Source organism: Variovorax defluvii, from assembly GCF_039541515.1.
In the GTDB taxonomy this organism is placed as follows: domain Bacteria; phylum Pseudomonadota; class Gammaproteobacteria; order Burkholderiales; family Burkholderiaceae_C; genus Variovorax; species Variovorax defluvii.
This window is the reverse complement of sequence record NZ_BAABGJ010000009.1, coordinates 120,459-145,016: the sequence shown is the minus strand read 5'-3', so window position 1 is coordinate 145,016 and position 24,558 is coordinate 120,459. Positions and strand designations below refer to the sequence as shown.

The 24,558-nt window shown below is 69.2% G+C and carries 23 protein-coding genes; 3 read left to right on the top strand and 20 right to left on the bottom strand.

The window, feature by feature from the left end:
* A partial coding sequence (locus ABEA07_RS05790) for a hypothetical protein (protein WP_345536477.1) occupies positions 1 to 209 on the bottom strand: 209 nt, incomplete at its 3' end.
* A gap of 137 nt (positions 210 to 346) precedes the next feature.
* Between ABEA07_RS05790 and ABEA07_RS05785 the strand changes: the two genes are divergently transcribed.
* A complete protein-coding gene (locus ABEA07_RS05785; RefSeq protein ID WP_345536476.1) occupies positions 347 to 721 on the top strand; it encodes a hypothetical protein in 375 nt (124 codons plus the stop codon).
* Between the two features lie 71 nt (positions 722 to 792).
* Here the strand turns inward: ABEA07_RS05785 and ABEA07_RS05780 are convergent, their stop codons facing one another.
* From ABEA07_RS05780 to glgC, 11 genes are all read right to left on the bottom strand, one after another.
* A complete protein-coding gene (locus tag ABEA07_RS05780) occupies positions 793 to 2,805 on the bottom strand; it encodes a hybrid sensor histidine kinase/response regulator (protein ID WP_345536475.1) in 2,013 nt (670 codons plus the stop codon).
* A 4-nt stretch (positions 2,806 to 2,809) separates the two neighbouring features.
* A complete protein-coding gene (locus ABEA07_RS05775; protein WP_345536473.1) occupies positions 2,810 to 3,664 on the bottom strand; it encodes a sensor histidine kinase in 855 nt (284 codons plus the stop codon).
* A gap of 22 nt (positions 3,665 to 3,686) precedes the next feature.
* Entirely contained in the window at positions 3,687 to 4,715 is a 1,029-nt protein-coding gene (locus ABEA07_RS05770) for a SpoIIE family protein phosphatase (protein ID WP_345536472.1), read from the bottom strand.
* Positions 4,706 to 5,110 carry an ATP-binding protein gene (locus tag ABEA07_RS05765; RefSeq protein ID WP_345536471.1) on the bottom strand — a complete coding sequence of 135 codons (405 nt, stop codon included), beginning with the start codon at positions 5,108 to 5,110 and terminating at the stop codon, positions 4,706 to 4,708. The genes ABEA07_RS05770 and ABEA07_RS05765 overlap by 10 nt, the downstream gene beginning before the upstream one ends.
* The gene (locus ABEA07_RS05760; protein ID WP_345536470.1) at positions 5,100 to 5,474 is read right to left on the bottom strand and encodes an STAS domain-containing protein; all 375 of its coding nucleotides are present in this window, start codon (positions 5,472 to 5,474) and stop codon (positions 5,100 to 5,102) included. Before ABEA07_RS05760 ends, ABEA07_RS05765 begins: the two co-directional genes overlap by 11 nt.
* A 2-nt stretch (positions 5,475 to 5,476) precedes the next feature.
* Positions 5,477 to 6,322: an STAS domain-containing protein gene (locus ABEA07_RS05755; RefSeq protein WP_345536469.1), complete on the bottom strand. Its 846-nt coding sequence runs from the start codon at positions 6,320 to 6,322 to the stop codon at positions 5,477 to 5,479.
* Between the two features lie 135 nt (positions 6,323 to 6,457).
* Positions 6,458 to 6,979, bottom strand: coding sequence for a GAF domain-containing protein (locus tag ABEA07_RS05750; RefSeq protein WP_345536468.1), 522 nt, complete (start codon positions 6,977 to 6,979; stop codon positions 6,458 to 6,460).
* Positions 6,980 to 7,169: 190 nt separating this feature from the next.
* The gene (locus tag ABEA07_RS05745) at positions 7,170 to 8,267 is read right to left on the bottom strand and encodes a branched-chain amino acid aminotransferase (protein WP_345536466.1); all 1,098 of its coding nucleotides are present in this window, start codon (positions 8,265 to 8,267) and stop codon (positions 7,170 to 7,172) included.
* A gap of 39 nt (positions 8,268 to 8,306) precedes the next feature.
* Positions 8,307 to 10,778 carry a glycogen/starch/alpha-glucan phosphorylase gene (locus tag ABEA07_RS05740; RefSeq protein WP_345536589.1) on the bottom strand — a complete coding sequence of 824 codons (2,472 nt, stop codon included), beginning with the start codon at positions 10,776 to 10,778 and terminating at the stop codon, positions 8,307 to 8,309.
* 49 nt (positions 10,779 to 10,827) lie between these two features.
* The gene (gene glgA / locus ABEA07_RS05735; RefSeq protein WP_345536464.1) at positions 10,828 to 12,288 is read right to left on the bottom strand and encodes a glycogen synthase GlgA; all 1,461 of its coding nucleotides are present in this window, start codon (positions 12,286 to 12,288) and stop codon (positions 10,828 to 10,830) included.
* Positions 12,285 to 13,589: a glucose-1-phosphate adenylyltransferase gene (gene glgC / locus ABEA07_RS05730; RefSeq protein WP_345536463.1), complete on the bottom strand. Its 1,305-nt coding sequence runs from the start codon at positions 13,587 to 13,589 to the stop codon at positions 12,285 to 12,287. Before glgC ends, glgA begins: the two co-directional genes overlap by 4 nt.
* A 162-nt stretch (positions 13,590 to 13,751) precedes the next feature.
* Here glgC and ABEA07_RS05725 point away from each other — a divergent pair, with 162 nt between their 5' ends.
* Positions 13,752 to 14,801, top strand: a complete 1,050-nt coding sequence (locus tag ABEA07_RS05725) for an RNA methyltransferase (RefSeq protein WP_345536461.1) — start codon at positions 13,752 to 13,754, stop codon at positions 14,799 to 14,801.
* Here ABEA07_RS05725 and ABEA07_RS05720 read toward each other — a convergent pair.
* From ABEA07_RS05720 to ABEA07_RS05700, 5 genes are all read right to left on the bottom strand, one after another.
* Positions 14,788 to 15,237 (bottom strand): universal stress protein, encoded by a 450-nt coding sequence (locus ABEA07_RS05720; RefSeq protein WP_345536460.1) that lies wholly within the window; start codon positions 15,235 to 15,237, stop codon positions 14,788 to 14,790. The two genes, ABEA07_RS05725 and ABEA07_RS05720, sit on opposite strands and share 14 nt — an antisense overlap.
* A gap of 5 nt (positions 15,238 to 15,242) precedes the next feature.
* Complete coding sequence (locus ABEA07_RS05715; protein ID WP_345536458.1) at positions 15,243 to 15,962, bottom strand: TerC family protein; 720 nt, start codon at positions 15,960 to 15,962, stop codon at positions 15,243 to 15,245.
* A gap of 139 nt (positions 15,963 to 16,101) precedes the next feature.
* The gene (locus ABEA07_RS05710; RefSeq protein WP_345536457.1) at positions 16,102 to 17,511 is read right to left on the bottom strand and encodes a sensor histidine kinase; all 1,410 of its coding nucleotides are present in this window, start codon (positions 17,509 to 17,511) and stop codon (positions 16,102 to 16,104) included.
* Positions 17,498 to 18,172, bottom strand: a complete 675-nt coding sequence (locus tag ABEA07_RS05705) for a response regulator transcription factor (RefSeq protein ID WP_345536456.1) — start codon at positions 18,170 to 18,172, stop codon at positions 17,498 to 17,500. Before ABEA07_RS05705 ends, ABEA07_RS05710 begins: the two co-directional genes overlap by 14 nt.
* 71 nt (positions 18,173 to 18,243) lie before the next feature.
* Positions 18,244 to 19,035, bottom strand: a complete 792-nt coding sequence (locus tag ABEA07_RS05700; protein WP_345536455.1) for an SDR family NAD(P)-dependent oxidoreductase — start codon at positions 19,033 to 19,035, stop codon at positions 18,244 to 18,246.
* An 87-nt stretch (positions 19,036 to 19,122) separates the two neighbouring features.
* Here ABEA07_RS05700 and ABEA07_RS05695 point away from each other — a divergent pair, with 87 nt between their 5' ends.
* Positions 19,123 to 21,243: a hypothetical protein gene (locus tag ABEA07_RS05695; RefSeq protein ID WP_345536454.1), complete on the top strand. Its 2,121-nt coding sequence runs from the start codon at positions 19,123 to 19,125 to the stop codon at positions 21,241 to 21,243.
* Positions 21,244 to 21,342: 99 nt separating this feature from the next.
* Here ABEA07_RS05695 and ABEA07_RS05690 read toward each other — a convergent pair whose 3' ends face one another.
* Genes ABEA07_RS05690 through ABEA07_RS05680 form a run of 3 tightly spaced genes read right to left on the bottom strand, consistent with a single transcriptional unit; the run spans position 21,343 to position 24,389 of the window.
* On the bottom strand, positions 21,343 to 22,023 hold the full coding sequence (locus ABEA07_RS05690; RefSeq protein WP_345536453.1) for a TetR/AcrR family transcriptional regulator: 681 nt from the start codon (positions 22,021 to 22,023) through the stop codon (positions 21,343 to 21,345).
* 52 nt (positions 22,024 to 22,075) lie between these two features.
* Positions 22,076 to 23,206: an acyl-CoA dehydrogenase family protein gene (locus tag ABEA07_RS05685; RefSeq protein ID WP_345536452.1), complete on the bottom strand. Its 1,131-nt coding sequence runs from the start codon at positions 23,204 to 23,206 to the stop codon at positions 22,076 to 22,078.
* Positions 23,207 to 23,240: 34 nt separating this feature from the next.
* Complete coding sequence (locus tag ABEA07_RS05680) at positions 23,241 to 24,389, bottom strand: CaiB/BaiF CoA transferase family protein (RefSeq protein ID WP_345536588.1); 1,149 nt, start codon at positions 24,387 to 24,389, stop codon at positions 23,241 to 23,243.
* Between the last annotated feature and the right edge of the window lie 169 nt (positions 24,390 to 24,558).

Here is a 24,558-nt window from a genome sequence, read left to right as displayed (position 1 = left end):
AAAGAAAGTAACTCGCCCGCCGGGGCGAATTCCCGGCTCCTGCGCCACACAACCAGCAAGGCCAAAACAAAGCCCCGAACGCCAAGTCCAAGCAACAACACAACAACAACGCCAAAACAAAGGCCCAGTGCCCTCTCCCCCAGCGTGCCCCAGAGAGAGAGAGAGAGAGAGAGAGAGAAAGAGAAAGCAAGGCGGCAGGCCGCCTTCACGGCCGCTTCCCGTGGCGGGTCATGAAGAGGCGCTTTTCTCCTACTTTCAGGCACGTCCCGACACCCCATCGTTCAATCGCATCCCCCGACGCGAAAGGCCTTCGACCATGCTGTCATCGTTCAGTCTCGACTCTTCCATGCTCGCCACGATCGGCGGCGCCTTCTACCCCGACGGCTATTCCATGGTGATGTTCCCGGACGAGGCCGGCGCCATGGCCGTGGCCGACGAGTTGAATGCGCAGAACCATGAGATCGAGATCTTTCACCTTCCGCCCGCGTCGATCCTGTCGCAGATCACGCCCACGGTGAGCGATGCCGACAACCCCCTGCCCTCCGCCGGCACCGAGGGCGCGACCGTGCGCGCCTACACCAAGCTCGCGCGCGAAGGACACCATGGGCTGCTGGTCAGGACGCCGGACGAGCAGGCCGCGGATCAGCTCATGCAGGCTGTGCGGAAAGTGCCCTACTCGATGGCGCAGCGCTATCGCATGCTGGTGATCGAAGACCTCTGAGCGGCGGCGGCTACGCGCCGCGAGGCCTTGCACGACGCAGGATCACCCGCACCGGCGCGCCGCCCCATGGTTCAAGGCCCGGTCTCCGCGTCGCCGCCGCGCAGCGTGGACAGCAGCACGTGCGCATCCAGCGGCTTGGACAGATGCGCGTCGAAGCCCGCCTCGAGGGCGCGCTCGGCATCCTGCGGACGCGAGAAGGCGGTGAGCGCCACGCAGCGCGTGGCAGGACGGGCTTGCGCCGCCTCCATGCGGCGGATCTCGCGCACCAGTTCGTAGCCGTCGCGACCGGGCAAGCCGATGTCGCTGACCACGCGCTGCGGCCAGCACTCCTCCAGGGCGGCGACGGCGGCATCGAAGTCCGACACCACGCGCACGCATGCGCCGGCTTCGTGCAGCACCACCTCCAGCATCTCGGCCGCATCGGCGCTGTCTTCGACCACCAGCACCTCCATGCCGGTCAGCGGCCGCGGCGCTTCATGCGCCGCAGTGCCCTGGGTATCGCCCGGCCCGTCCGAAGCGCCGGCGCCGCGCGCGCCATCGCGTGCGACGTCGAAGTGCACCACCAGCGTCGCGCCGCGGCCTTCGCCTTCGCTGAAGGCCTCGGCCGAGCCGCCGTGCAGCTCCGCCAGCCGCTTGACGATGGACAGGCCCAGGCCCAGCCCGCCGTGGCGCCGGTTGTCCGGCGCATCGCTCTGGGTGAAACGGTCGAACAGGTGCGGCAGGAAGTCGGCGGCGATGCCCTTGCCATGGTCCTGCACGCGCAGGGTCAGCGTCGGGCCGCTGCGCGCCAGCGTGACGTGGACGGTGCCCCCCGGGGCGGAGAACTTGATGGCGTTGCTCACCAGGTTCCACACCACCTGCTGGAAGCGCGTCGGGTCCAGCCACGCAGGATCGCGCACGGCGCCCTCTTCGCAGACCTGCACCTGCAGCGAGCGCGAAGCAATGTCCGCCTGCAGGCCCTCGATCGAGTCGTGGGCCAGGTCCACCGGATTCACCCACTCGGGATGCAGGCGCAGCTTGCCGGCGTTCACCCGCGAGACGTCGAGGATGTCCGAGATGATGCGGCTCTGGGCTGTCACGCTGCGCGCGATGGCATCGAGCGCCTTGACCATCAATTCGGGCCGGCTGCCGTACTTCTGCAGGATGTGCACCCACCCGCTGATGGCGTTGAGCGGCGTGCGCAGCTCGTGGGAGAGCACGGCGACGAAGTCGTCCTTGGTGCGGCTGTGCCGCTCGGCCATGGCACGCGCGGCCTGCTCGCGCTCCAGCACTTCCTCTCGCGCCTGCTCCAGCGCCAGGCGGCTCGAGATGTCGATGGCCACGGCCACCAGCAGGCCCGGCTCCTCGAGCGGCGACAGGCTCCAGGCCAGCGGCACGGCGGCGCCGGAAGCATGCACGAGCGAGAACTCGGTGCGCCACACGGCATCGGCGCTTTCGGCGGCGCGGCAGCCGGCCTGCGCCATGAAGCGGCGGACTTCCTCCCGGCAATCCGGCGCGGCGAACTCGACCAGCGGATGGCCCACCAGCTCGTCGCGCGAGCGGCCCAGCCAGGCGGCGAGCGCGGGGTTCACGTCCTCGAAGCGCCCCTCGGCCGTGACCAGCGCCATGCCGCTGGGCACCTGGTTGTAGATGGCACGAAAACGGCTCTCGCTCTCGCGCAGCCGGTCTTCCGCGCTGCGCGCGCGGATCAGCGCCTGCAGGGTGGCGACCAGCACCGCCGGCTCGGCGGGGTGTACCAGGTAGGCATCGGCGCCCGAATCCAGGCCGGCCACCTTGTCATGGTCCTGCACGAAGGTGGCGGACAGGTGGATGACCGGCAGGTGCTCGGTGCGGGGATTGGCCCGCAGCGTCCGGCACACCTCGAAGCCGTCGACGTCGGGCAGGTGCACGTCGAGCACCACGGCCGAGAGGCCTTCGGCCGCGCGCTCCAGCGCCTCCCGCCCGGTGGAAGCCTCCTGCGTCGCAAAGCCCGCCGCGCGCAGCGTGCGCGCGGTGGAGTAGCGCGTCGCAGGATGGTCATCGACGACCAGGATGCGGTGGGCCGCGCGATCGATCGTGGAGCCGATAATGTCGGGACTGGCCACGCCGCTACTCCTGCCTCGCCGTCATGTCCAGCTGGCGCGGCAGCGTGACGAAGAAGGTCGACCCCTTGCCCAGCTCGCTTTCGACACCCACGGAGCCGCCGAGCAGTCCGGCCAGCTGACGGCACAGCGCCAGGCCCAGGCCGGTGCCGCGCAGCCGCTTCTGGATGGGCGAGTCGACCTGCGAGAAGTCGTCGAAGACCGCCGCCTGGTGCTCTTTGGCGATGCCGATGCCGGTGTCGGCGACCGAGAAGCGGACGCTGTCCTCGCCGACGGGCTGCACCGAGACGCGCACCTCGCCGGCCGTGGTGAACTTGAGCGCGTTGGAGACGAAGTTGCGCAGGATCTGCGAGAGCTTGCGGTCGTCGGTGTACAGGCGAGGCAGGTCGTGCGGCTCCTCAAAGGTGAGCGTGACGGCCTGGTTGTCCAGCATCGGACGGAACATGCCGCGCAGGGCGGAGAAGAGATCGACCATCTCGAACCAGGCCGGGGAGATCTCGACGCGCCCCGCCTCGATCTTGGCCAGATCCAGCAGGTCGTCGACCATCTCGGAGAAATCGATCGCCGCCGTCTGGATGAAGCGCACCTGCCTGTCCTGCTCCTCGGTCAGGGGGCCGTCGACCCGGTCGATCAAAAGCCGCGCGATGCTGCGGATCGAGTTGACCGGCGTGCGGAACTCGTGACTCATGTAGGCGAGGAAACGGCTCTTGAGCTCGGTGGCCTTCTTGAGCTGGATGGCCTGCTCGTCCAGTTCGGCGTAGAGCGCGACCACGCCGCGATTGGTCTCTTCCAGCTCCGCGCGCAAGTTGGCCACTTCGGCCTGGCTGGCCGCCAGCTGCGCGTTCAAGTCGATGTCGGTCATGGCGATGGGATGTCCTGGGCGCTCACTCCGCGTCCCTGGCACGCAGGGCAAGAATACAGACATCGTCGCGGCCGCGCGAGAAATCGGCGTAGATGCGCGCGGCCAGCAGCGCAGGGTCGCGCTGCAGCAGCGGGGCCAGGCCGCCGGCGTTCCAGCGCGAGACGACGCCGTCGCTGTGGACGATGGCGGTGGCATGGGGTGGCAGCGGCATGTGCTGGGCCTCGAACCGGCGGGCCTGCACGCCCATGGTGCCGTGCGCGGTCAGCATCGTCTTGTCGAAGGTGCCAGACACCAGGCGCCCGATGACGTTGCCCGCGCCCGCATAGGCCACCTGCGCAGGATCGATCCAGAGCGCGAAGACCGCGGCGCCGCGCGTGGTGCGCAGGGCCTCGTGCACCGGCGGCAGAGTTTCGCGGGCCGCGCCGAAAGGGCGCTTGGCGAAGCACTGCACTGCCGCCTGCGCGGCCTTGGCCGCCTCGGGCCCGTGGCCCAGGCCATCGGCCAGCAGGGCGGCCGCGCGCTCGCCGTCCAGGGCCAGGAGCCAGCCATCACCGCAGGCGGTCTCGCCTGCCACCGGCACGCAGACCGCACCGAACGCGTAGGCCGCCCCAGATGGGGCACCCGGCATCGCCCCGGGACGCGCGCCCGGCGCGACGCGGGCCACGCACACGGTGCCCTGGGGCTGGGCCGACTGGATGTCGAAGAAATTGCTCTGCCGCACGATCGCCCCCAGGCCGGAACCGGGCGTGGAAGTGGTCGAGACCCCGTCGCGCATCGCCCGCGGCACGTCCACGATGCCCGGTCCGCTGTCGACCGCGAGCATCTCGACGTCGCCCAGGGGGTCGCGCGCAGCCACGAGCAGCCGGCCTTCGTGCGCGTGCTTGGCCAGATTGGTGGCGAGCTCGGTCGCCACGATCGCGGCGCGGGCGGCATCCACCTCCGGCCAGGCGCGCTCGCCGCACAGCCGTGCCACGTGCCGCCGCGCCTCGCCGACGCAGCTGGCGTCCTCCATGTTGAACGCGCGGTGCGTCCATCCAGGGATCACTTCCACTTCACGATGCTCACGCAGGTGCCCTTGCCGGGCGTGGACTGGACGTCGAACTCGCTCACCAGGCGCTTGCTGCCCGGCAGCCCCAGGCCCATGCCGCCGCCCGTGGTGTAGCCGTCGGTCAGCGCGAGCTGGATGTCGGCGATGCCGGGGCCCTCGTCCTCGAAGCGCAACTGCAGGCCGCGGCGGGTGCCGGCCTCGAGGATCGACCAGTGCATGCGGCCACCACCGCCGTGGATGAGGGTGTTGCGCGACAGCTCGCTGGCCGCCGTGATCATCTTGGTCTGCTCGACCAGGGAAAACTTCAGCTGCTGGCACAGCGTGCGCACGGCCTGCCGGCTGGCGACGATGTGCTGCTCGTTCTCGAGCGGCACGGTGCCGGTGGGTTCAAGCGCCAAGCGCGCTCTCCTGCCGCTGCCGCGCCAGCAGCGCCATGCCGCGTTCCACGTCGAGCGCGGTACGAACGCCCTGGAGAGACAGGCCCAGTTCCACCAGGGTGATGGCCACCGCCGGCTGCATGCCCACCACCACGGTGGTCGCCGAGAGGATGCGGGCCACGCCCGAGATGGTGCTGAGCATGCGGCCGACGAAGGAGTCGACGATCTCCAGGGCCGAGATGTCGATCAGCACGCCGGAGGCGCCGGTGTCGGCGATGCGGTCGGACAGGTCTTCCTGCAGGGCCAGCGCCGTCTGGTCCTGCATGTCGACCTGGATGGTCACCAGCAGGATGTCGCCCATGCGCAGGATGGGAATGCGGTCCATGGTCAGGCGTCGCGGGTGATGCGCCAGCCGCTCTTGGCGAGGGCCAGCGACAGCGCGTCGGCCAGCGTGGCCTTGGTGGTGATGCCCTGCAGGTCGATGCCCAGGTGGACGATGGTCTGCGCGATCTGCGGGCGGATGCCGCTGATGATGCAGTCCGCGCCCATCAGCCGGATCGCCGTGACGGTCTTGAGCAGGTGCTGGGCGACCAGCGTGTCCACGGTCGGCACGCCGGTGATGTCGATGATCGCCAGCGCCGTGCCGGTGCGGGCGATGCTGTCGAGCAGCGTCTCCATGACGACCTGCGTGCGGTTGCTGTCGAGGGTGCCGATCATGGGGACGGCGAGCACGCCCTCCCACAGCTTGACCACCGGGGTCGACAGCTCCAGCAGATCTTCCTGCTGGCGGCGGATCAGTTCCTCGCGTGTCTGCTGGAAGGTGGTGACCGTGTGCTGGGCCAGGCGATCGACCAGCGTGGTGACCGCCCAGAGAGCCGAGCCGAGCGCGGCCGGGTCGGTGGCGAGCAGGGCCTGCAGGCGGGTGAACAGCGGCTTTTTCAGCGCCAGCACGAACACGCTGGTGGCGCCGGCCGTGTCGCCCTTGGCAGCTCGCGTGGCGGACAGGTCCTCGAGCGAGCGGCGCAGGTCGGCCCAGGCGGGCCCGTCCAGGGAATCCAGCTTGCCGCCGGCATCGAGTGCCTTGCGCAGGCCGGCCATCAGCGCCGCCGCCTCCGCCTTGGAACTGGCGTGCAGACCGCCCTGGACGGCCTGCAACTCCTGCAACCAGCTCTCGATGGCTGCGCTCTCGTCTTCGCGCAGCACCTGGGCGATGGCTGCGTGCTCTTTCTGCATGGGTTCTCCTCCGGGGGGGTGGGCGCCCGAGAACCTCTTTCTCGGCATCCGGACCTTCAATGATTCTAGTGGTCACATTCGGGTTGCGATGTCAGCCGCCACCCCTTCCGGCGGCTGTGACTGGAGCCAAGCGCCTCACAGCAGCGCCGGGTCCCACACGCCGCCCTCACCCCCTTCGGCTTGCGCCAGCAACTGCGCCGCCAGCCTGGCCGCGACCTCCAGCCGCCGGAGGTGCTTCTCGTCGAGCTCGGTCACGCCGGTCCGGTTGAATCCACAGAGCATGCCGTAAAGCCTGCCGTTGCCGTGGCGCACCGGCACGCCGATGTGCGTGCCCATGCCCTCGAAGCTGTCGGGCAGACCCTGCGCGCGGCGCACGGCTTCGACGTCGGGGACCAGGTTGGGCAGGCGCCCGTCCAGGATGCGCTGGCAGATGGTCTGCTCCAGCGGGGCCGACAGGCCCGGGTGCACGCGCGTGGGCAGTCCCCCCGACTCGACGTGACGGAACACGCGCTGCCCATCGAGCAGTTCGCTGACGAACACGACCTCCAGTTTCAGCAGGTCCCGCACCACCCGCAGCAGCTCGCCGATCGAGCGCCGCACCGAGACCTCGCCGACGCCATGGCGGGCGCCGGACGTGATCACGTCCAGCCGTTCCATCCATGCGTCGTCGTCGGGCGATGGTCCTGGGGAGGTTTCTGGGGGCGGATGGGAATCCATCTGTTTCAATGTGTTTGCATGGATCGTAGGCGCCGCAGCGCCGGCCCTTCCTTACAAAAGTCACGAAAACAGGATGTACCGGAACGCCGCATGGGGCTTTCGTGAACTACGCCCCGGGGGTGTCGCACACTCAGGACAGCCGGTCCATCCAGCCGTGCGGGTCCGGCGCGCGGCCCTGCTGGATGTCGAGCAGCGCCGCCTTCAAGCGCATCGTGACGGGCCCGGCACCGCCGTCCCCGACCGTCAGATCGTGCCGGCGCCCCTTGACCTTGCCGATGGGCGTGACCACCGCCGCGGTGCCGCAGGCGAAGGCTTCGCGCAGGCGTCCGCTGGCGGCATCGGCCTGCCACTGGTCGATCGCGTAGGGCTCTTCGCGCACGGTCAGGCCCATGTCGCGCGCCAGGACGATCAGCGAATCGCGCGTGATGCCGGGCAGGATGGTGCCGGTCAGCGGCGGCGTCTGGAGCGATCCGTCGTCGAAGACGAAGAAGACGTTCATGCCGCCGAGTTCCTCGACCCAGCGCCGCTCCACCGCGTCGAGGAAGACCACCTGGTCGCAGCCTTCGCGGCTCGCCTCGGCCTGGGCCGCGAGGCTGGCGGCATAGTTGCCGCCGCACTTCGCAGCGCCCGTGCCGCCGGGCGCCGCCCGTGTGAAGTTCTCGGAGACCCAGAGCGTCACCGCCGGCGCACCGCCCTTGAAGTAGGAGCCGACGGGCGAGGCGACGACGCAGTAGAGGTAGTCGGACGAGGGCTTCATGCCCACCAGGACCTCGGTCGCGATCATGAAGGGCCGCAGGTAGAGCGCGGCACCTTCCGCGGAGGGAATCCAGTCCCGGTCGATCCGCACCAGCGCGCGCACGGATTCGAGAAAGATCTCCTCGGGCAGCGGCTCCATCGCGAGCCGGACCGCCGAACTGCGGAAGCGCCGCGCGTTGGCGTCGGGCCGGAACAGCGCGGCGCTGCCGTCCGGCATGCGGTAGGCCTTCATGCCCTCGAAAATCTCCTGCGCATAGTGGAAGACCAGGCTCGCAGGGTCGAGCTTGAACTCGCCGCGTGCCTGGATGCGCATGTCGTGCCATCCTCGCCCGGGCGTGAAACGCGCGGTGGCCATGTGGTCGGTGAACACGCGGCCGAAGACGGGGTTCTGCAGGAGCTTGTAGCGCTCGCCGGGCGTCACGGGTGTCGGGTTGCTGTCGATCGAGAAGATCGATCCGCTGCTGTTGCTCATGTCTCTTCTCCTTGTCCTTGTGATGGACGCAACCGACGGTCAGCTCAGCCTGACCGGCCGGGTATGCCAGATCTCGTGCGCATACTGCGCGATCGTCCGGTCCGACGAGAAGCCGCCCATGCCTGCCACGTTGAGGATGGCCATGCGCGCCCACGCGTCGGGCTGACGATACAGCGCATCGACCTGCTCCTGTGTCTGGATGTAGCTCGCATAGTCGGCCAGCAGCAGGTACTGGTCGCCCCAGTTCACCAGGGCATCGTAGATTTCCTGGTAGCGCGTGGGCTCCGTGGCCGAGAAGACGCCGTCGCGGATGGCGTCCAGCGCGCGGCGCAACGCCGGGTCGGCTTCGTAGATCGCGCGCGGCTCATAGCCGCCGGCGCGGATCTCCGCCACCTCGGGCGTGGTCTTGCCGAAGATGAAGAAGTTCTCCTTGCCCACGCTGTCGCGCATCTCGACGTTGGCGCCGTCGAGGGTGCCGATGGTCAGCGCGCCATTGAGCGCGAACTTCATGTTGCCGGTGCCGGAGGCCTCGGTGCCGGCCGTCGAGATCTGCTCGGACAGGTCGGCCGCCGGCATGATGATCTCGGCCAGGCTGACGTTGTAGTTGGGCACGAAGACCACCTTGAGCAGCGGCCCCACGCGGGTGTCGTTGTTGACCACCTGGGCCACGTCGTTGATGAGGCGCACCACCAGCTTGGCCATGCGGTAGGCCGAGGCGGCCTTGCCGCCGAACACCACCACGCGCGGCACGTGTTGGGCCTGCGGTGCGTCCAGGATGCGCTGGTAGCGGGTGACGACGTGCAGCACGTTGAGCAGCTGCCGCTTGTACTCGTGCATGCGCTTGACCTGCACGTCGAACAGGGCGTCGGTGTCGACCACGATGCCCAGGTGCTGCTCGATCCAGTTGGCCAGGCGCAGCTTGTTCTCGCGCTTGGCATGGCGGAAGGCGCGCACGAAGGCCGGCTGCTGCGCCATGGGCCGCAGCGCCTCGAGTTGCGACAGGTCGCGCCGCCAGCCGCGGCCGATGCGCGAGTCCAGCAGCGCGGACAGTGCCGGGTTGGCCAAGGCCAGCCAGCGGCGCGGCGTCACGCCGTTGGTCTTGTTGTTGAAGCGCTCGGGGTACAGGCGCGCGAAGTCGGCGAAGATCGACTGCTTCATCAGCTCCGAGTGCAGCTCCGACACGCCGTTGACGGAGTGGCTGGCCAGCACCGCCACGTAGGCCATGCGCACGCGCCGCTCGCCGGCCTCGTCGATGAGCGACACGCGCCGCATGAGCTCCACGTCATGGCTGTGGGCTTGCGCCACGCTGTGCAGGAAGCGTGAGTTGATCTCGAACAGGATCTGCAGGTGGCGCGGCAGCACCCGCCCCAGCACCTCGACCGGCCAGGTCTCCAGCGCCTCGTGCATCAGCGTGTGGTTGGTGTAGCTGAACACCTTCTGGGTATGGGACCAGGCCGTGTCCCACGTGAGGCCGTGGTCGTCGATCAGCAGGCGCATCAGCTCCGGGATCGCGAGCACCGGGTGCGTGTCGTTGAGGTGGATGCTGATCTGCGTGGGCAGCGTGTCGAAGTCGCTGTGGTTGCGCAGGTGGCGCCGCAGCATGTCCTGCATGCTGGCGCTCACGAAGAAGTACTCCTGGTGCAGGCGCAGCTCGCGCCCCGAGGCGGTGGAGTCGTCGGGGTAGAGCACGCGCGAGACGTTCTCGGAATGGTTCTTGCGCTCCACCGCCTCCATGTAGTTGCCGCGGTTGAAGGCCGAGAGGTCGATCTCTTCGGTCGCGCGCGCGGACCACAGGCGCAGCGTCTGGGTGGACTGGGTGCCGTAGCCCGGGATGATGGTGTCGTAGGCCATCGCCAGCACGTCATGCGTATCGACCCACCTGGCTGCGTCGTGCGAGGCGTTCCTGCCTTCCAGGCGCTGCACGTGACCGCCGAAGCGCACGCGGTAGGTCACCTCGGGCCGCTGGAACTCCCAGGGATTGCCGCGCGTGAGCCAGTAGTCGGGTGCCTCGACCTGCTGCCCGTCGACGATCTGCTGCCTGAACATGCCGTACTCGTAGCGGATGCCGTAGCCCATGCCGGGAACGCCCAGGGTGGCCATGGAGTCGAGGAAGCAGGCCGCGAGCCGCCCGAGGCCGCCGTTGCCGAGGGCGGCGTCGGGCTCGCGCTCGGCCAGGGCCTGGATGTCGACGCCGAAGTCGGCCAGGGCTTCCTTCACCGTGTCCTGCAGTTCCAGCGCCAGCAGCGCATTGGTGAAGACGCGCCCGATCAGGAACTCCATCGAAAGGTAGTAGACGCGCTTGAGCTTCTGGTCGTACTGGGCGCGGGTGGTGGCCATCCAGCGTTCGACGAGCTGGTCGCGCACCGCCATCGCGGTCGCGTGCAGCCAGTCGTCCTGGCTGGCGGCCACCGGGTCCTTGCCGACGGCATAGATCAGCTTGGTGGCGACCGAGCGCTTGAAGGCGGCCACGTCGCGGTCAGGATGGTCGTAGGTGAAGTCGGAGATGGGCATGGCGGACATGGCGGCGAGCTTCTTGGCGGAACGTGGGAAGAGGTTCGGGTCAGGCCAGGGCCTGGGCGTAGGTTTCGAGGTAGCGGGCCGCTGCCTGCCCCCAGTCGGCGGGGCGGGCCATCGCAGCGGCGCGCACCGCCTCCCAATCGGCCGGCCGGCGATGGAGGGCGAAGGCGCGGCGCAAGGCGCGGGCGAAGCCCTCGGCGTCGAAGGCATCGAAGCAGAAGCCGGTGGCCTGGCCGTCGGCCATGTCCTCCAGCGTGGCGTCGACCACGGTGTCGGCCAGGCCGCCGACACGGTGCACCAGCGGCAGGCTGCCGTACCGGAGGCCGTACATCTGCGTCAGGCCGCAGGGCTCGAAGAGCGAGGGCACCAGCGTGACGTCGCCAGCGCCGAACAGGCGGTGCGCGAGCGCCTCGCTGTAGCCCAGCGTGACGCTGACCGCGCCCGGCGCGGCGGCGGCCCGCGCGCGAAAGGACTGCTCCAGCCAGGCATCCCCGCTGCCGAGCAGGGCCAGTTGCCCGCCCTGCGCCAGCAGGGCATCGAGCCCGCCGAGCACCAGGTGCAGGCCTTTCTGCTCGGTCAGACGGCTCACGACGATGAAAAGCGGCGCCCCGGCGTTCTGCACCAGGCCGAGCTCCGCCTGCAGCGCGGCCTTGCAACGCGCCTTGCCGTCCAGTTGCCCGGGCGCGAAGCGGTGCGGCAGGAGCGCATCGGTGGCAGGGTTCCAGACCTGGTCGTCGACGCCGTTGAGGATGCCGCCCAGCACGCCCGCCCGGCGGCGCAGCAGGCCGTCCAGCCCGCAGCCCTGCTCCGAGGTCTGGATCTCGCGGGCGTAGGTGGGGCTCACGGTGGTGATGCGGTCGGCGAAAACCAGGCCGCCCTTCATGAAAGACAGCTGGCCGTGGTACTCCAGGCCATCGATGCCCCAGGCGACATCCGGCAGGTCGAGTTCCGCGAAATGCCAGGGCGGAAACAGTCCCTGGTAGGCCAGGTTGTGGACCGTGAAGACGCTGCCCACGCGCGGATGCCCGCGGCGCGGCGAGAAGGCCAGGTAGGCCGGCGCCAGCGCGGCATGCCAGTCGTGCGCATGAACGACCTGCGGGTGCCAGGCGGGATCGAGGCCGTGCGCGATGCGCGCCGCGGCAAAGCCCAGCAGCGCGAAGCGCCGGTGGTTGTCGGCGTAAGGCTGGCGCTGTGCATCCTCGTAGGGATTGCCGGGGCGGTCGTAGAGCCGGGGCGCGTCGATCCAGTAGGCCTGCAGGTCCGGCCCGCTTTCGGCGCGGATGCGGCCCAGGCGCAGGCCGACGCGTTCACCCCAGGGCGTCTGCATCTCGGCCACGTGGAGCGCATCGGCCACGCCGTCCCGGATCGCCGGAAAGCCCGGCAGCAGCACCCGCACGTCCTGGCCGGCCGCCAGCAGCGCCCGCGGCAGCGCGCCCGCGACGTCGGCCAGGCCACCGGTCTTGAGCAGGGGGAACAGTTCGGCGCTGACCTGGAGGACCTTCATCCCTGCGCCAGCCGCTTCAGCATCTCGCGCGTGATCAGCACCACGCCGCCCTCGGTGCGCTCGAAGCGCGCCGCGTCGGCCACCGGGTCCTCGCCGACCACCATGCCCTCGGGAATCACGCAGGCGCGGTCGATCACCACCTTGCGAAGCCGCGCACCCTGCCCGACCTCCACGTCGGGCAGCAGCACCGCCTCCTCGACCTGGCAGAAGGAATGCACCCGCACGCCCGAGAACAGCACCGAATCCTTCACGTGCGAGCCGGACACGATGCAGCCGCCCGAGACGATGGTGTTGACCGTCATGCCGTTCTTGCCGTCGCGGTCGAGCACGAACTTGGCCGGCGGCAGCTGCCGCTGGTAGGTCCAGATGGGCCAGTCGGTGTCATAGATGTCGAGTTCGGGGGTGATCGAGGCCAGGTCCAGGTTGGCAGCCCAGAATGCATCAATCGTGCCGACGTCCCGCCAGTAGGCCTTGACCTCGCCCCCGTCGCCACCGTTGCGGCCTCGCGTCACGCAGGACATGCCGAAGGGATGCGCCACCGCCCGCCCCTGGGCGACCGTCCGCGGGATGATGTCCTTGCCGAAGTCGTGGCTGGAGTCCGGGTCCGCGCTGTCTTCCTCCAGCAGGGCGTACAGATATTCGGAGTCGAAGATGTAGATGCCCATGCTGGCCAGCGCCACCTCGGGCTTGCCGGGCATGGCGGGGGGGTCGGCCGGCTTTTCGAGGAACTCGGTGATGCGGCGTTCCTCGTCCACGTCCATCACGCCGAAGGCGACCGCATCCATGCGGGGCACCTCGATGCAGCCGACCGTGCAACCCCGCCCGTGCGCCACGTGGTCGCTCAGCATGATCGAGTAGTCCATCTTGTAGACGTGGTCGCCGGCCAGGACGACCACGTAGTCGTGCGGCGTTGAGCGGGTCTGGATGATGTCCAGGTTCTGGTAGACGGCGTCGGCCGTGCCGCGGTACCAGTGCTCTTCGCCCACGCGCTGCTGGGCGGGCAGCACGTCCACCATCTCGTTGAGCTCGGCGCGCAGGAAGCTCCAGCCGCGCTGGAGGTGGCGCATCAGCGAGTGCGACTTGTACTGGGTGACCACCGCCATGCGCCGGATGCCCGAGTTGAGGCAGTTGGACAGCGCGAAATCGATGATGCGGAACTTGCCGCCGAAGTAAACCGCCGGCTTGGCCCGGCGGTCGGTCAGCTGCTTGAGCCGGGAGCCCCGCCCGCCTGCCAGCACCAGCGCGATGGTGCGGCGGACGAGTTGGTGGGCCTGAAGAGGGGGTTGGGTGCTGCTTTCCATTCTTGCCTCCGTGGGGCTTGCGCCGGCGGTGGCAGCCTAGCACCCGTTGCGGCGCGAGCGCAAATGCGGACTTGCGTGGGACCGTCGGGCCGGTGCGCGAGGCAGCGCACAATCGCCCTGCTCCCTGCTGCCGCCGACCCGCCCCGCTCCCCCTTTCCGTCCATGCGAATCCACGACCTGAAGCAGCGCCTGCGCGAAGCCGGCGCCGGCCCCAGCCACGAACACCGGGTCCTGCGGCTGTGGTCCCACGCGCTGCCCCGCGACAGCGGCCGGCGTCTTCCCAGGACCTTCTTTCCGGCCTCGCTGATGGCCGCGCTGCCCGCCATCGAGGCCGAACTCGCAGGGCTGGCGCGCGTGCACACCATCCATCCCGGGGCGGACGGCGCCGAGCGCATGCTCGTCGCGCTGGCGGACGGCCAGACCGTGGAAAGCGTGCTGCTGCCCCGCGACGGCCTGTGCGTCTCCTCCCAGGTCGGCTGCGCGGTCGGGTGCCGCTTCTGCATGACGGGCCAGGGCGGCCTGCTGCGCCAGGTGGGCAGCGCCGAGATCGTTGCCCAGGTCGCCCTCGCGCGCATGCGCCGGCCGGTGCGCCGGGTGGTGTTCATGGGCATGGGCGAGCCGGCCCACAACCTGGACAACGTGATGGAGGCGATCGAACTGCTGGGCACGGTGGGCGACATCGGCCACAAGAACCTTGTGTTCTCCACCGTGGGCGATCCGCGCGTGTTCGAGCGCCTGCCGCAGGGGCGCGTGAAGCCGGCGCTGGCGCTGTCGCTGCACACCACCCGGGACGCACTGCGCAAGGAACTTCTGCCGCGTGCGCCGGCCATGGCGCCCGAGGCGCTGGTCGAGGCCGGCGAGCGCTACGCGCGGGCCACCGGCCATCCCATCCAGTACCAATGGACGCTGCTGGAAGGCGTGAACGACGGGGACGAGGACATCGAAGGCATCGTCCGGCTGCTCTCGGGCAAGTACGGGGTGCTGAACATGATCCCCTTCAACGCGGTGGACGGCGCGGACTTCAGGCGACCGTCATGGGAGCGCTGCAGGAAGATCGCCCGCACGTTGCACGAACGAGGCATCCTGACGAAGCTGCGCCACTCGGCCGGCCAGGACGTGGACGGCGGCTGCGGCCAGTTGCGGGCGCGGGTGGCCGAGGCGCCGCTGCGCTTTCACGGCAGCGGCAGCGGCAGCGGGCTCAGGACCCGATGACCTGCGGCCGGGTATCGCCGCCCGCCTGCCCGCTCGCCCCCAGGTGCTGCCGCACCTGCTGCGCCAGCGAACCGAAGATCCTCCCCGCGAGGCCGGGTTCGTCGCTGCCGAAGACGATGCGGTCGCAGCCGTAGTCGCGCGCGGCGATGGCGATGGTCTCGGCCGTGCGGCCCACCAGGACGGTGCTGGCGTAGGGCACGCCGGCGAGGTCCAGCAGCTTCTGCGCGTACTGCAGTTCCTCGGCGCCCTGCTCCATCTGCAGGTCCAGCAGTTCCTGAGTGCCGAAGAGCATCGCCACGTGGCCCGAGACCTTGGGCACCACCCGCAGCAGGCGGATGCGCACCTGTTCGGTACGGCGCATGCGCACGACCTCCTCGATCGCCGAGCGCGTGCGTGCAGGCTCGGCCGGATCGATCGGAACCAGGATGCGCGTCATGGCGACTACCTGCCTTCGACCGCCGTGTGGCTGCCGGCGGCCGCGGCCTCTTCGCGCGGCGGGCGGCGGCTGCTGAGCCACTTGCCGACGGCGACCACGGCAGCGGCACCGATGGCGGGTACGACCGTGTGCAGCGCGTGGTGGTTGGCCATGAAGCCGGCGATCGCCGGATCGGACACCGCCATCTCGCCGGCCACCCAGCCCAGCAGCGCGGCACCGAGCACGATGATGATCGGGAAGCGGTCCATCAGCTTCAGGATGAGCGTGCTGCCGAAGATGATCAGCGGGATGCTGATGACCAGGCCGAAGACCAGCAGCGGCACGTTGCCCTTGGCGGCGGCGGCGACGCCGACGACGTTGTCCAGGCTCATGACCAGGTCGGCCAGCACGATGGTCTTGATGGCCGCCGCCAGGCCCGAGTGGCCTTCGAGTTCGCCCTCTTCTTCCTCGCCCTTGAGCAGGCCGATGCCGATCCAGAACAGCAGTGCGGCGCCCACCAGCTTGAGGTAGGGCAGCGTGAGCAGGTAGACGGCGAAGAAGGTCAGGATGACGCGCAGCACGATCGCGCCGACGCTCCCGAAGATGATGGCCTTCTTCTGCTGCGCGGGCGGCAGCGCGCGGGAGGCCATCGCGATCACGACCGCGTTGTCGCCGCTCAGGACAATGTTGATGAGGATGATCTGCGACAGGGCGATCCAGAACTCGGGGCTCGTCAAAAAGGACACGTTGTCTCCTGAAAATGAATCGGAACCACAGCGGTTCCGTCATTCCCGAGGTTAGAGACCTGGCCTGTCATCTTTCTGCCGGCTGGCTGACAGCTTCATGTCCGCAAGCTGTCAGAAGCCTGACCAAAGGGCTTCTCCTTTACACCGGTCGCTCGTCCGCGCGCAAGGGGAAAAACACGCTGAAGGTGTTGCCCACGCCGTCGACGTCTTCTTCCAAAGTGATGCGCGCGCCGTGCAGCGTGGCGATCTCGCTGACGATGGCCAGGCCCAGGCCGCTGCCGTCCTCCTGCGTGCCGAGCAGGCGGTGGAAGCGCTCGAAGATGCGGGCGCGCTCCGCCACGGGAATGCGCGGGCCGTCGTCGCTGATGGCCAGGCGGCACTGGCCGTCCCCCGTCCGGCTGGCCTGCACGGTCACGCGTCCGCCCGGATGGGTGTAGCGGATGGCGTTGTCGATCAGGTTGTTGATCAGCTCGCGCAGGCGGTCGCGGTCGGCGTTGATGGTCAGCGGATGCTCGGCGCCCTCGAAGCCCAGGTCGATGCTGCGCTTGATCGCCTGGGGCACCCAGTCCATGCTGACCTCCAGCGCGTGGGCGTTCAGGTCCAGCGGCTGCAGTTGCATGGAGTCGAGCGCGCCGGGCTCGTTGCGCGCCAGCGAGAGCAGCTGCCGCACCAGGCGCGACAGGCGGTCGGCGCTGATGTAGAGCTGGGCCAGCGAATGGCGCACGCGCTGCAGGTCGTTCTCCCGCAGCGCCAGCTCGATCTGCGCCTTCAGGCCGCTGACCGGGGTCTTGAGCTGGTGCGCGGCGTCGGCCACGAAGCGGTTCTGGAAGTCGAAGGTCCGGCCGAGCCGTGCCATCAGCTCGTTGACCTCGTCCACCAGCGGCCGCACCTCGCCCGGCACGTCGTGGGTGTCGATGGGGCTGAGGTCCAGGTGCGAGCGGTCGGACACCGCGCGCCGGAGCCGCTTCAGCGGCTCCAGCCCGCGCGAGACGCCGATCCAGACCACCGCGGTCGCCATGACCATCAGCAGCAGCTGCGGCAGCACCACGTTGGCCACCATCTCCCAGGTCAGGCGCTCGCGCTTGTGCAGGGTCTCGGCCACCTGCACCAGCACCTGGGGCGGGCCGGCGTCGGGGCCGACGGGCATCCAGGCGACCATCATGCGCACCGGCTCGCCTCGCACTGCGGCACCGTAGAAGTCGGGCGCGGCCGGCTTGCCGTTGCGCGGTGCGGGCAGGTCCGCGTCGCCGCCCAGGCTGGCGCCGTTCTCGGCGGTGACGCGATAGAAGAGCTGGTCTTCCGGGTCCAGCAGCAGGATGTTGGCGGCGGCCTCGGACAGCTCGAGGCGGGGCTGCGTGCCCTCGAGCTTGACGTGCAGCGCGATCTCGCGGCCGATCTCGTGCAGGGCGCGGTCGTAGGCGAGGTTGGCGAAGCGCAGCGAGTTCCAGTAGGCGACCGCGGTGTCGAGCACCAGCAGCACCGCCAGCGGTACGAGCAGCCAGGCCAGCAGCTTGCGCTGCAGCCGGGGCTGGCTCTCAGCTTTCGCCATCGCTGCTGTCGATCAGGTAGCCCATGCCGCGCACGGTGCGGATCTCGCAGCCGAGGGGCTCCAGTTTCTTGCGCAGGCGGTAGACGTTCACCTCGATCGCGTTGTCGGCGACCTCCTCGCCCCAGCCGTAGAGATGGTTGACCAGTTGCTCCTTGCTGACCACGCGGCCCGCGCGCATCAGCAGCAGTTCGAGCAGGGCCAGCTCGCGCGGCGACAGGTCCAGCGGTCGCTTGTCGTGGAAGACGCGGCGGCCGACGGTGTCGAAGCGAAGCTGGCCGTGTTCGAGGTCGGGCGTGGACTGGGTACTGCGGCGCAGCAGCGCACGCACGCGCGCCTCCAGCTCGGGCAGGTCGAAGGGTTTGGCCAGGTAGTCGTCGGCGCCCAGGTCGAGGCCGCGGACGCGGTCCGCCAGGGTGTCGAAGGCGGTGAGCATCAGCACCGGCATGGTGGACTTGCGTGCCCGCAGCCGCTTGAGCACGTCCAGGCCGCTCAGGCCCGGCAGGCCGATGTCGAGGATGGCCAGGTCGTAGATGTTGGGGGCCAGCGCGCTGTCGGCTTCCTCGCCGGTGGAGACGACGTCGACGGCATGGGCGGACTGCACCAGCGCGCGCGAAAGCGCGTCGGCCAGCACCCGGTCATCCTCGACGAGCAGTATGCGCATGAAATCGTGGCGTTCGTGTCGGGGCGATGCTAACCGCTGTCTGCTCGCCCCGTTCGCCGTGTTCGCCCCGGCTAGAAAGCGCTCTTCGCGCACCCGCCGTCCACGCGCAGCGCCGCGCCGGTCGTGCCCGAGGACAGCGGGCTGGCCACGTAGGCCACCAGGCTCGCGATCTCCTCCGGGGCCTCGAAGCGCTTGATCAGCGAGGTCGGGCGGACCTTCTCGAAGAACTCCTTCTCGTACGCCTCGAAGGACTTGCCGTCGGCCTTGGCGAGCGCATCGACGAAATCGCCGACGCCGCGCGACTTCGTGGGCCCGGGCAGCACGCTGTTGACGGTGATGCCGGTGCCCGCCAGCGACTCGGCCAGGCCGCGCGCGACGGCGATCTGGGCGGTCTTGGTCATGCCGTAGTGGATCATCTCGGCCGGGATCTGGAGCGCGCTCTCGCTGGAGACGAAGATGATGCGCCCCCAGTCGGCGCGCTTCATGGCCGGCAGCACCAGGCGCGCGAGGCGCACGCCGCTGAGCACGTTGACGTCGAAGAAGCGCGTCCAGTCCTCGTCGGGGATGTCCTCGAAGGGCTTGGGCTCGAAGATGCCGAGGTTGTTGACGAGGATCTCGATGCCCGGGTACTTCGCCACCAGCGCCTCGGCCGCCTCGGCCGTGGCCAGGTCGCCGGCGAAGCCCAGCACCTCCCCGCCCTCGCCCGCGCGGATGGCAGCGACGGCCTGATCGACCGCGGCCTGCTTGCGGCCGTTCACGATCACGCGGGCGCCCTCGGCGGCCAGTGCGGCGGCGATGGCATGGCCGATGCCGGCGGTGCTGCCGGAAACGAGTGCGAGTTTGCCCTTGAGCTTCAGGTCCATGGTGCGGCCTTTCTGTGGTCAATGAAAGTCGTAGGGGCTGGAATCCTTTCACAGAACAATGGCCGTTGCCCGTGTCAGGATTGGGGCATGCCAAAGACGAGCCCCCATCGCCTCGCCGCCCTGGCCCTGCCCCTGGTGCTGCCGTTCGTGCAGCCGGGCGTGGCGCAGGCCCAGTCACCCGACCGTCCATGGACCAAGCCCGAGGGCGAGGACTTCGTGCTCCAGGCGCCGGCGCGGGTGCGCTATGGCGCCGGCGAGCGCTGGGTCGAGAAGATCGTCGACGGCCGGGGCAGTTGCACGAATGCCTTCTTCGGCATGGACCCGGCGCCGCAGGTGCGCAAGACCTGCACCCTCAGCGGCCCGGCGCCCGCGAGGGCCGCACGCCCGGCGAAGGCGGCCGGCGTGATCGACGTGGTGGACCGCTCGGGCCGGATCGTTCCGGAGGCCTACCGCGCCATGGCCTCGGTGCTCGGCGACGAACAGGGCATCGCCTACCGCTACGGTTCGCCGGCGCCGCGCGATCCGGACGCCGACGCGAAGCGGCCCACGCTCTTCGAGCGGCAGGACCAGTTCGCGCGCTGCGAGGCCCCGAACCGCTGCCGCACCTCGTGGCAGGTGGGCGGGCCGCGCAAGGAGGTCGACTTCGCCTATTCCACCAACCAGTCCAGCGTGGTCTTCGTGGCGGACGATCCGGTGCAGCGCGCTGGCGTGGGCGACCTGCAGGCCTCGGCCTTCGAGAACAACACCTACGCGCAGAAGCCCCAACTGCCCTGGCAGCTCGGCGGCGGCGGGCTGGACAGCATCAACGTGGTGAAGTACCGCTCGGCCGGGCTGCTGCCCAACGACGGCAGCGCGCGGCCCGTCGCGGCGGGGCGCTGCAGCGGGCCGCCGGGCTACTGCCCCACGTCGGTGATCGCCTTCCAGAACGGCCTGCTCGCCACCACCGGCAGCAACACCGCCCACAACCAGGCCAGCGTGCGGCTGGCACCGAACAAGGTGCCGACCGCGGTCGCGATGACCGCCAACAGCGAATTCGCCTTCGTCACCGTGTGGGACACAGCCGCGCTCAAGGGCCAGGTGGCGGTGGTCGCACTGGCCGGCCTGTGCGATGGGTGCAATCTCGAAGGGCCTTACTACGAGTGGTGGAACGAATGGCAGGGCGTGTACCCGGGCCTGCCGAACATGGGCAACATCGCCTTCATGAAGGTGCTGGGCTACGTGGACCTGCCGGAGGACATGAAGGCGCCGACCGAGATCGCGGTGACCACCGGCATGCATCCCTTCAACACGGTGCTGGGCGGGGGGCTCTTCATGGGGCAGGCGAATTCGCCGCTGGCGCGGCACTGGCGTTCCTTCCTGCGCTACGGCGACAACTTCCGGCGCTACGCCAAGGGCGGCGTGGCGGTGGTGGTGTCCAAGTCGGAGCGCAAGGCGGCCTTCATCGACCTGGAGCCGCTTTTCGGCTACTTCAACGACGTGTACTTCAGCGACCAGGCCGAGCGCCTCGGCCCGGTGGGACAGGACGAGCGCCAGTGGCCGCACGGCTTCGGCTTCAGGCCGCACGCACGGCCGGTGGTGGTCAAGTCGGTCGCCTTCGATGCTCGGCCCACTGCGGTGAAGACCACCATCATGCAGACGCAGAAGGCGCAGGCCTGGATCGCGACGGAGGACGGCGCGCTGCACATCTTCGGCCTGGGCGGCTATGCGCCCGGCGCCGAGCCGCGATCGTTCACGCCGGAGCCGATCGCGGCGCTGGGCAAGGTTGCCGTGGGCCGCAACCCGACCTCGCTCGCGAGTTCGAAGGGCGAGCCCGATCCATCGATCCAGGGCGACCCGCTCGACCACCAGGTGATCGTGACCTCGCGCGGCGAGCGCAAGATCCAGTGGGTGCGCTTCTCGCCCGACGGGCGCGGCGGCCGCGTGGTGCGTACGCTGCAGGACAGCCGGCTGGTCGACCCGATCGCGGCGGAGGACATCGACAACTTCGCCAACGTCGGCATGACGATGAGCGTGGCCGACTACGCGGGGCGCGCGGTGCTCAACTACCGGTACGGCACGGTGGTCTTCGCGGATCGCGGGGCGCAATGGGCGTGCCAGCCGCCGAAGGGCTGTCCGGTACAGGCCACTGGTGGAATCGGGATCGAATTTGGGGGTGGGTTCGGGATGGAGGGCAAGCCCTTCCAGATCAACACGTCGAATGTGCCCTGAGTTGCAGGAGGCGATCTGCATCGGCACATCGCTGCGGGAGAACGAGCATCGCGGGGCTGCTTCACACGTCCCGCGGTCTCCCCCACCTCTGGTATGCCGCTACTCCTCCTTCACCGCGTGCATGAACCCGCTGTAGGTGGCCCGCGTGAGCTTCCTGCCGATCTCGGGGTCGGTGCCGCTGCGATACCAGATCATCATGTTGCCATCGTGCACAGCCTGCAGGTAGAGGGCGGTGTCCTTGGTTTCCTGGTCGAGGCAGAACTCGCCCGTCGCCTTGCCGGCGTCGATGATCTCTTCGAGCAGGCTGGACATCTTGGCGTACATCCCCAGCATCCTCTTGCGCACCTTGGACTTGGTGTTGGCCGTCTCGATGGACAGCAGCACGACGACCGCCAGGTCCTTGGGATGCTTGGCGGCCCAGCGCGTCTGGTGGCGCACGAAGTTCACGAGCTGGTCGCTCGGCGTGCCGCCGTCGCGGCGCACGGCCTCGATGGTGGCGTCGATGGAACGCTGCTCGATCGCGGCGACCACGTCCAGCAGCAGGCGCTCCTTGCTCCTGAAGTAGTAGTACACCGCGCCTTTGGTGAAGCCGGCCTTGGCCGCCACTTCTTCCAGGGTGCTGCTCGCATAGCCGTGCGTCGCGAAGAGCTGAATCGCGGCTTCGATGATGCGGGCCGTGCTGGGGATCGGAGCGGCCGCGTCCTCGCCGGATGCCGACTTGCGTGCGTTCGATCTGCGCGCAGGCGATGCCGCGCCGCCGCGCGGGCGCGTGCTGCGCACGGCCGATGTGCCGTTCTTCTCATCCGGTGCACTGCGCCTTGTTCTCGGTTGTTCATTGACCCGCATAAGCCTCCTTGGCGATCAACAGACGCTGGATCTGGTTGGTGCCCTCCCAGATCTGCGTCACTTTCGCATCCCTCATCATCCGCTCGACCGGATAGTCCCTCAAAAATCCATAGCCTCCGTGCAACTGCACGGCGTCCGTCGTCACCGCCATGGCCGCGTCGCTGCACAACACCTTGGCCAAAGACGCGTATTTGCGCGCATCGGCATGGCCGTGCATGCGATGGTCGACCGCCTGGTAGAGCACGGAACGGGCCGCCTCCACCTTGAGCACCATGTCCGCCACCATGCCGCGAAGCAACTGGAACTTGGCGATGGCCTGGCCGAACTGCTCGCGCGAGCGAGTGTAGTGGAGCGCTTCGTCGAGGGCGCCCTGTGCGATGCCGAGCGCGTGCGCCGCGATGGTCAGGCGCGAGTTGTGCAGCATCTCGACGATGTATTCGGCGCCGCGTTCGGGGTCGCCGACCTCGCGCCCGGCCGGGATGCGGCAATCGTCGAGGATCACGTCGGCGGTGGGGCTGCCGCGCATGCCCATCTTGTCCTCGAGCTTGCCGAAGCGGATGCCGGGGTCGTCGCGGTGGACCATGAAGATGCCGTGGCTCTTCGGGCCGGTGCTCGCGAAGATCAGGTACCAGTCCGCCCATCCCGCGTTGGTGATGAAGCGCTTGGTGCCGCGCAGCAGCCAGCCGCCGCCGCTGGGCTTGGCCTGCGTGCGGGCCCCCATCAGGTTCGAGCCGCCCTGCGGCTCGGTCAGGCCCCAGGCGGCGCGCAGGCGGCCGGTCGCGACGGGGCGGATCACGGCCTCCTGCAACTCGCGCGAGCCATGGTGCACCACGCCTTCGAGCACCCAGCCGCTGGTGATGGTGAGCGAGGTCGCCGCGCAGACGCGCGCAAGTTCCTCGGTGGTGATCACCTGCGAGAAGAGGTCTCCGTCGGAGCCGCCCAGGCGCTCGGGGAACGGCAGACCGGGCAGGCCCAGCGCGAGCGCGGCATCGATGGCCTCGACAGGCGGCCGCGATTCCTTGTCCACGGCTGCGGCATGGGGCGCAACCTTGTCCAGCGCGAAGCGGCGCAGGCTGTCCCTGAACTCCTGGTAGCTTGAACGTTCGGATGAGCGCATGGGATTCGTCTCCTGGTCTTGTGTATGGTGTCAGTCAATCGGTGAAGCGCGGCGGCCATGCAAGTCCGTCCTGTGCGCCGCGTTGGGCAGGCGGGCTGGCGACCTCGATGTCGGCGGCACTGAGGCCGACCGACGACAGCACGGCGACACTGTGGTCCCGGAGATCCACGGCTGCCGGTGCGATGGCAGAGCGGCTGAAGCGCGGTATCGCGGGCACTTCCTGCGGGCGCTGCGGGTCGACCCGCGACTGCACCTGGCGGTCGCGCCACACCTCGTCCGGTGCGAGCACCGGCGTCACGCAGGCGTCGACGCCCTCGAAGCGCGCGACCCATGCGTCGCGCGGCAGCGTCAGGAAGGTGGCCTCCAGCAGTCGCTCGATGGCGGGCCATGCACTGTGGCTCATCGCATCAGGCACGTCGCCCAGCTCCAGCGTGCGCCAGAGCGCGTCGAAGAATTGGGGCTCCAGGGACCCGACCGCCATATAGCCACCATCGGCACATCGATAGCAGCGGTAGTTGGGCGCGGCGCCGGCCAACCATCCGTCGCCGCGTGCGGGCATGGCCGCGGTCCGCCAGGCGGGGAAGTGCATCGCGATCAATGACAGGCAGCCGTCGATCATCGCGGCATCGACCTGTTGTCCGAGTCCGGTGCGCTGGCGTTCCTGAAGCGCGGCCAGGATGCCGATCACCGCGAGCATGCCGCCGCCCGCCATGTCGGCGATCGCGTTGAGCGGGATCTGCGGCGGCCCATCGATCGGGCCCATCGAGCCCAGCACGCCGGTGTAGCCGAGGTAGTTGATGTCGTGGCCCGCTTCCTGCGCGCGCGGGCCGGTCTGCCCATAGCCGGTCAGCGAGCAATAGATCAGGCGCGGGTTGCTCGCCGAGAGTGTTTCGTAGCCGGCGCCCAGGCGGCTCGCGACGCCGGGCCGGAAGCCTTCGATGAACACGTCGGCGCTGTCGCAGAGGCGCGCGAGTGCCAGTTGGCCCTGTTCCGACTTGAGGTCGAGCGAGATGAACTTCTTGCCGCGCGAGAAGCTCGACACCGGCGGCCCCGCGCGCCCGCCGCCGACCACGATGACTTCCGCACCCAGGTCGGCAAGCAGCATCGTCCCGTAAGGTCCCGGTGCCAATCGCGTCATGTCGATGACGCGGATGCCGTCCAGCGGCTTCGATTGATTCGACACAGTCAACACGTCTCCTTTCGTCGTGAATCCACCAGTCATGCCAAGGCGGCTGCGTTCCGATGCGCGCGCTCGAGGTGCGCTCACGCGGTCGCATTGGTGACGCCTTGATGCGAATCCAAGGGACAACCCGTACATCGTCGCCTTGCACCCCGCTCGATCACGGCTGTAC

Bases quoted from the DNA above. Each gene is read 5' to 3' on its own strand.
- ABEA07_RS05720 (WP_345536460.1), bottom strand. From the start codon at position 15,237: ATGACGCGCATCCTGGTTCCGATCGATCCGGCCGAGCCTGCACGCACG.
- ABEA07_RS05695 (WP_345536454.1), top strand. From the start codon at position 19,123: ATGCCAAAGACGAGCCCCCATCGCCTCGCCGCCCTGGCCCTGCCCCTG.
- ABEA07_RS05750 (WP_345536468.1), bottom strand. From the start codon at position 6,979: ATGGAACGGCTGGACGTGATCACGTCCGGCGCCCGCCATGGCGTCGGC.
- ABEA07_RS05685 (WP_345536452.1), bottom strand. From the start codon at position 23,206: ATGCGCTCATCCGAACGTTCAAGCTACCAGGAGTTCAGGGACAGCCTG.
- ABEA07_RS05785 (WP_345536476.1), top strand. From the start codon at position 347: ATGCTCGCCACGATCGGCGGCGCCTTCTACCCCGACGGCTATTCCATG.
- ABEA07_RS05740 (WP_345536589.1), bottom strand. From the start codon at position 10,778: ATGCCCATCTCCGACTTCACCTACGACCATCCTGACCGCGACGTGGCC.
- ABEA07_RS05760 (WP_345536470.1), bottom strand. From the start codon at position 5,474: ATGGACCGCATTCCCATCCTGCGCATGGGCGACATCCTGCTGGTGACC.
- ABEA07_RS05725 (WP_345536461.1), top strand. From the start codon at position 13,752: ATGCGAATCCACGACCTGAAGCAGCGCCTGCGCGAAGCCGGCGCCGGC.
- glgC (WP_345536463.1), bottom strand. From the start codon at position 13,589: ATGGAAAGCAGCACCCAACCCCCTCTTCAGGCCCACCAACTCGTCCGC.
- ABEA07_RS05700 (WP_345536455.1), bottom strand. From the start codon at position 19,035: ATGGACCTGAAGCTCAAGGGCAAACTCGCACTCGTTTCCGGCAGCACC.
- glgA (WP_345536464.1), bottom strand. From the start codon at position 12,288: ATGAAGGTCCTCCAGGTCAGCGCCGAACTGTTCCCCCTGCTCAAGACC.
- ABEA07_RS05745 (WP_345536466.1), bottom strand. From the start codon at position 8,267: ATGAGCAACAGCAGCGGATCGATCTTCTCGATCGACAGCAACCCGACA.
- ABEA07_RS05705 (WP_345536456.1), bottom strand. From the start codon at position 18,172: ATGCGCATACTGCTCGTCGAGGATGACCGGGTGCTGGCCGACGCGCTT.
- ABEA07_RS05775 (WP_345536473.1), bottom strand. From the start codon at position 3,664: ATGACCGACATCGACTTGAACGCGCAGCTGGCGGCCAGCCAGGCCGAA.
- ABEA07_RS05755 (WP_345536469.1), bottom strand. From the start codon at position 6,322: ATGCAGAAAGAGCACGCAGCCATCGCCCAGGTGCTGCGCGAAGACGAG.
- ABEA07_RS05710 (WP_345536457.1), bottom strand. From the start codon at position 17,511: ATGGCGAAAGCTGAGAGCCAGCCCCGGCTGCAGCGCAAGCTGCTGGCC.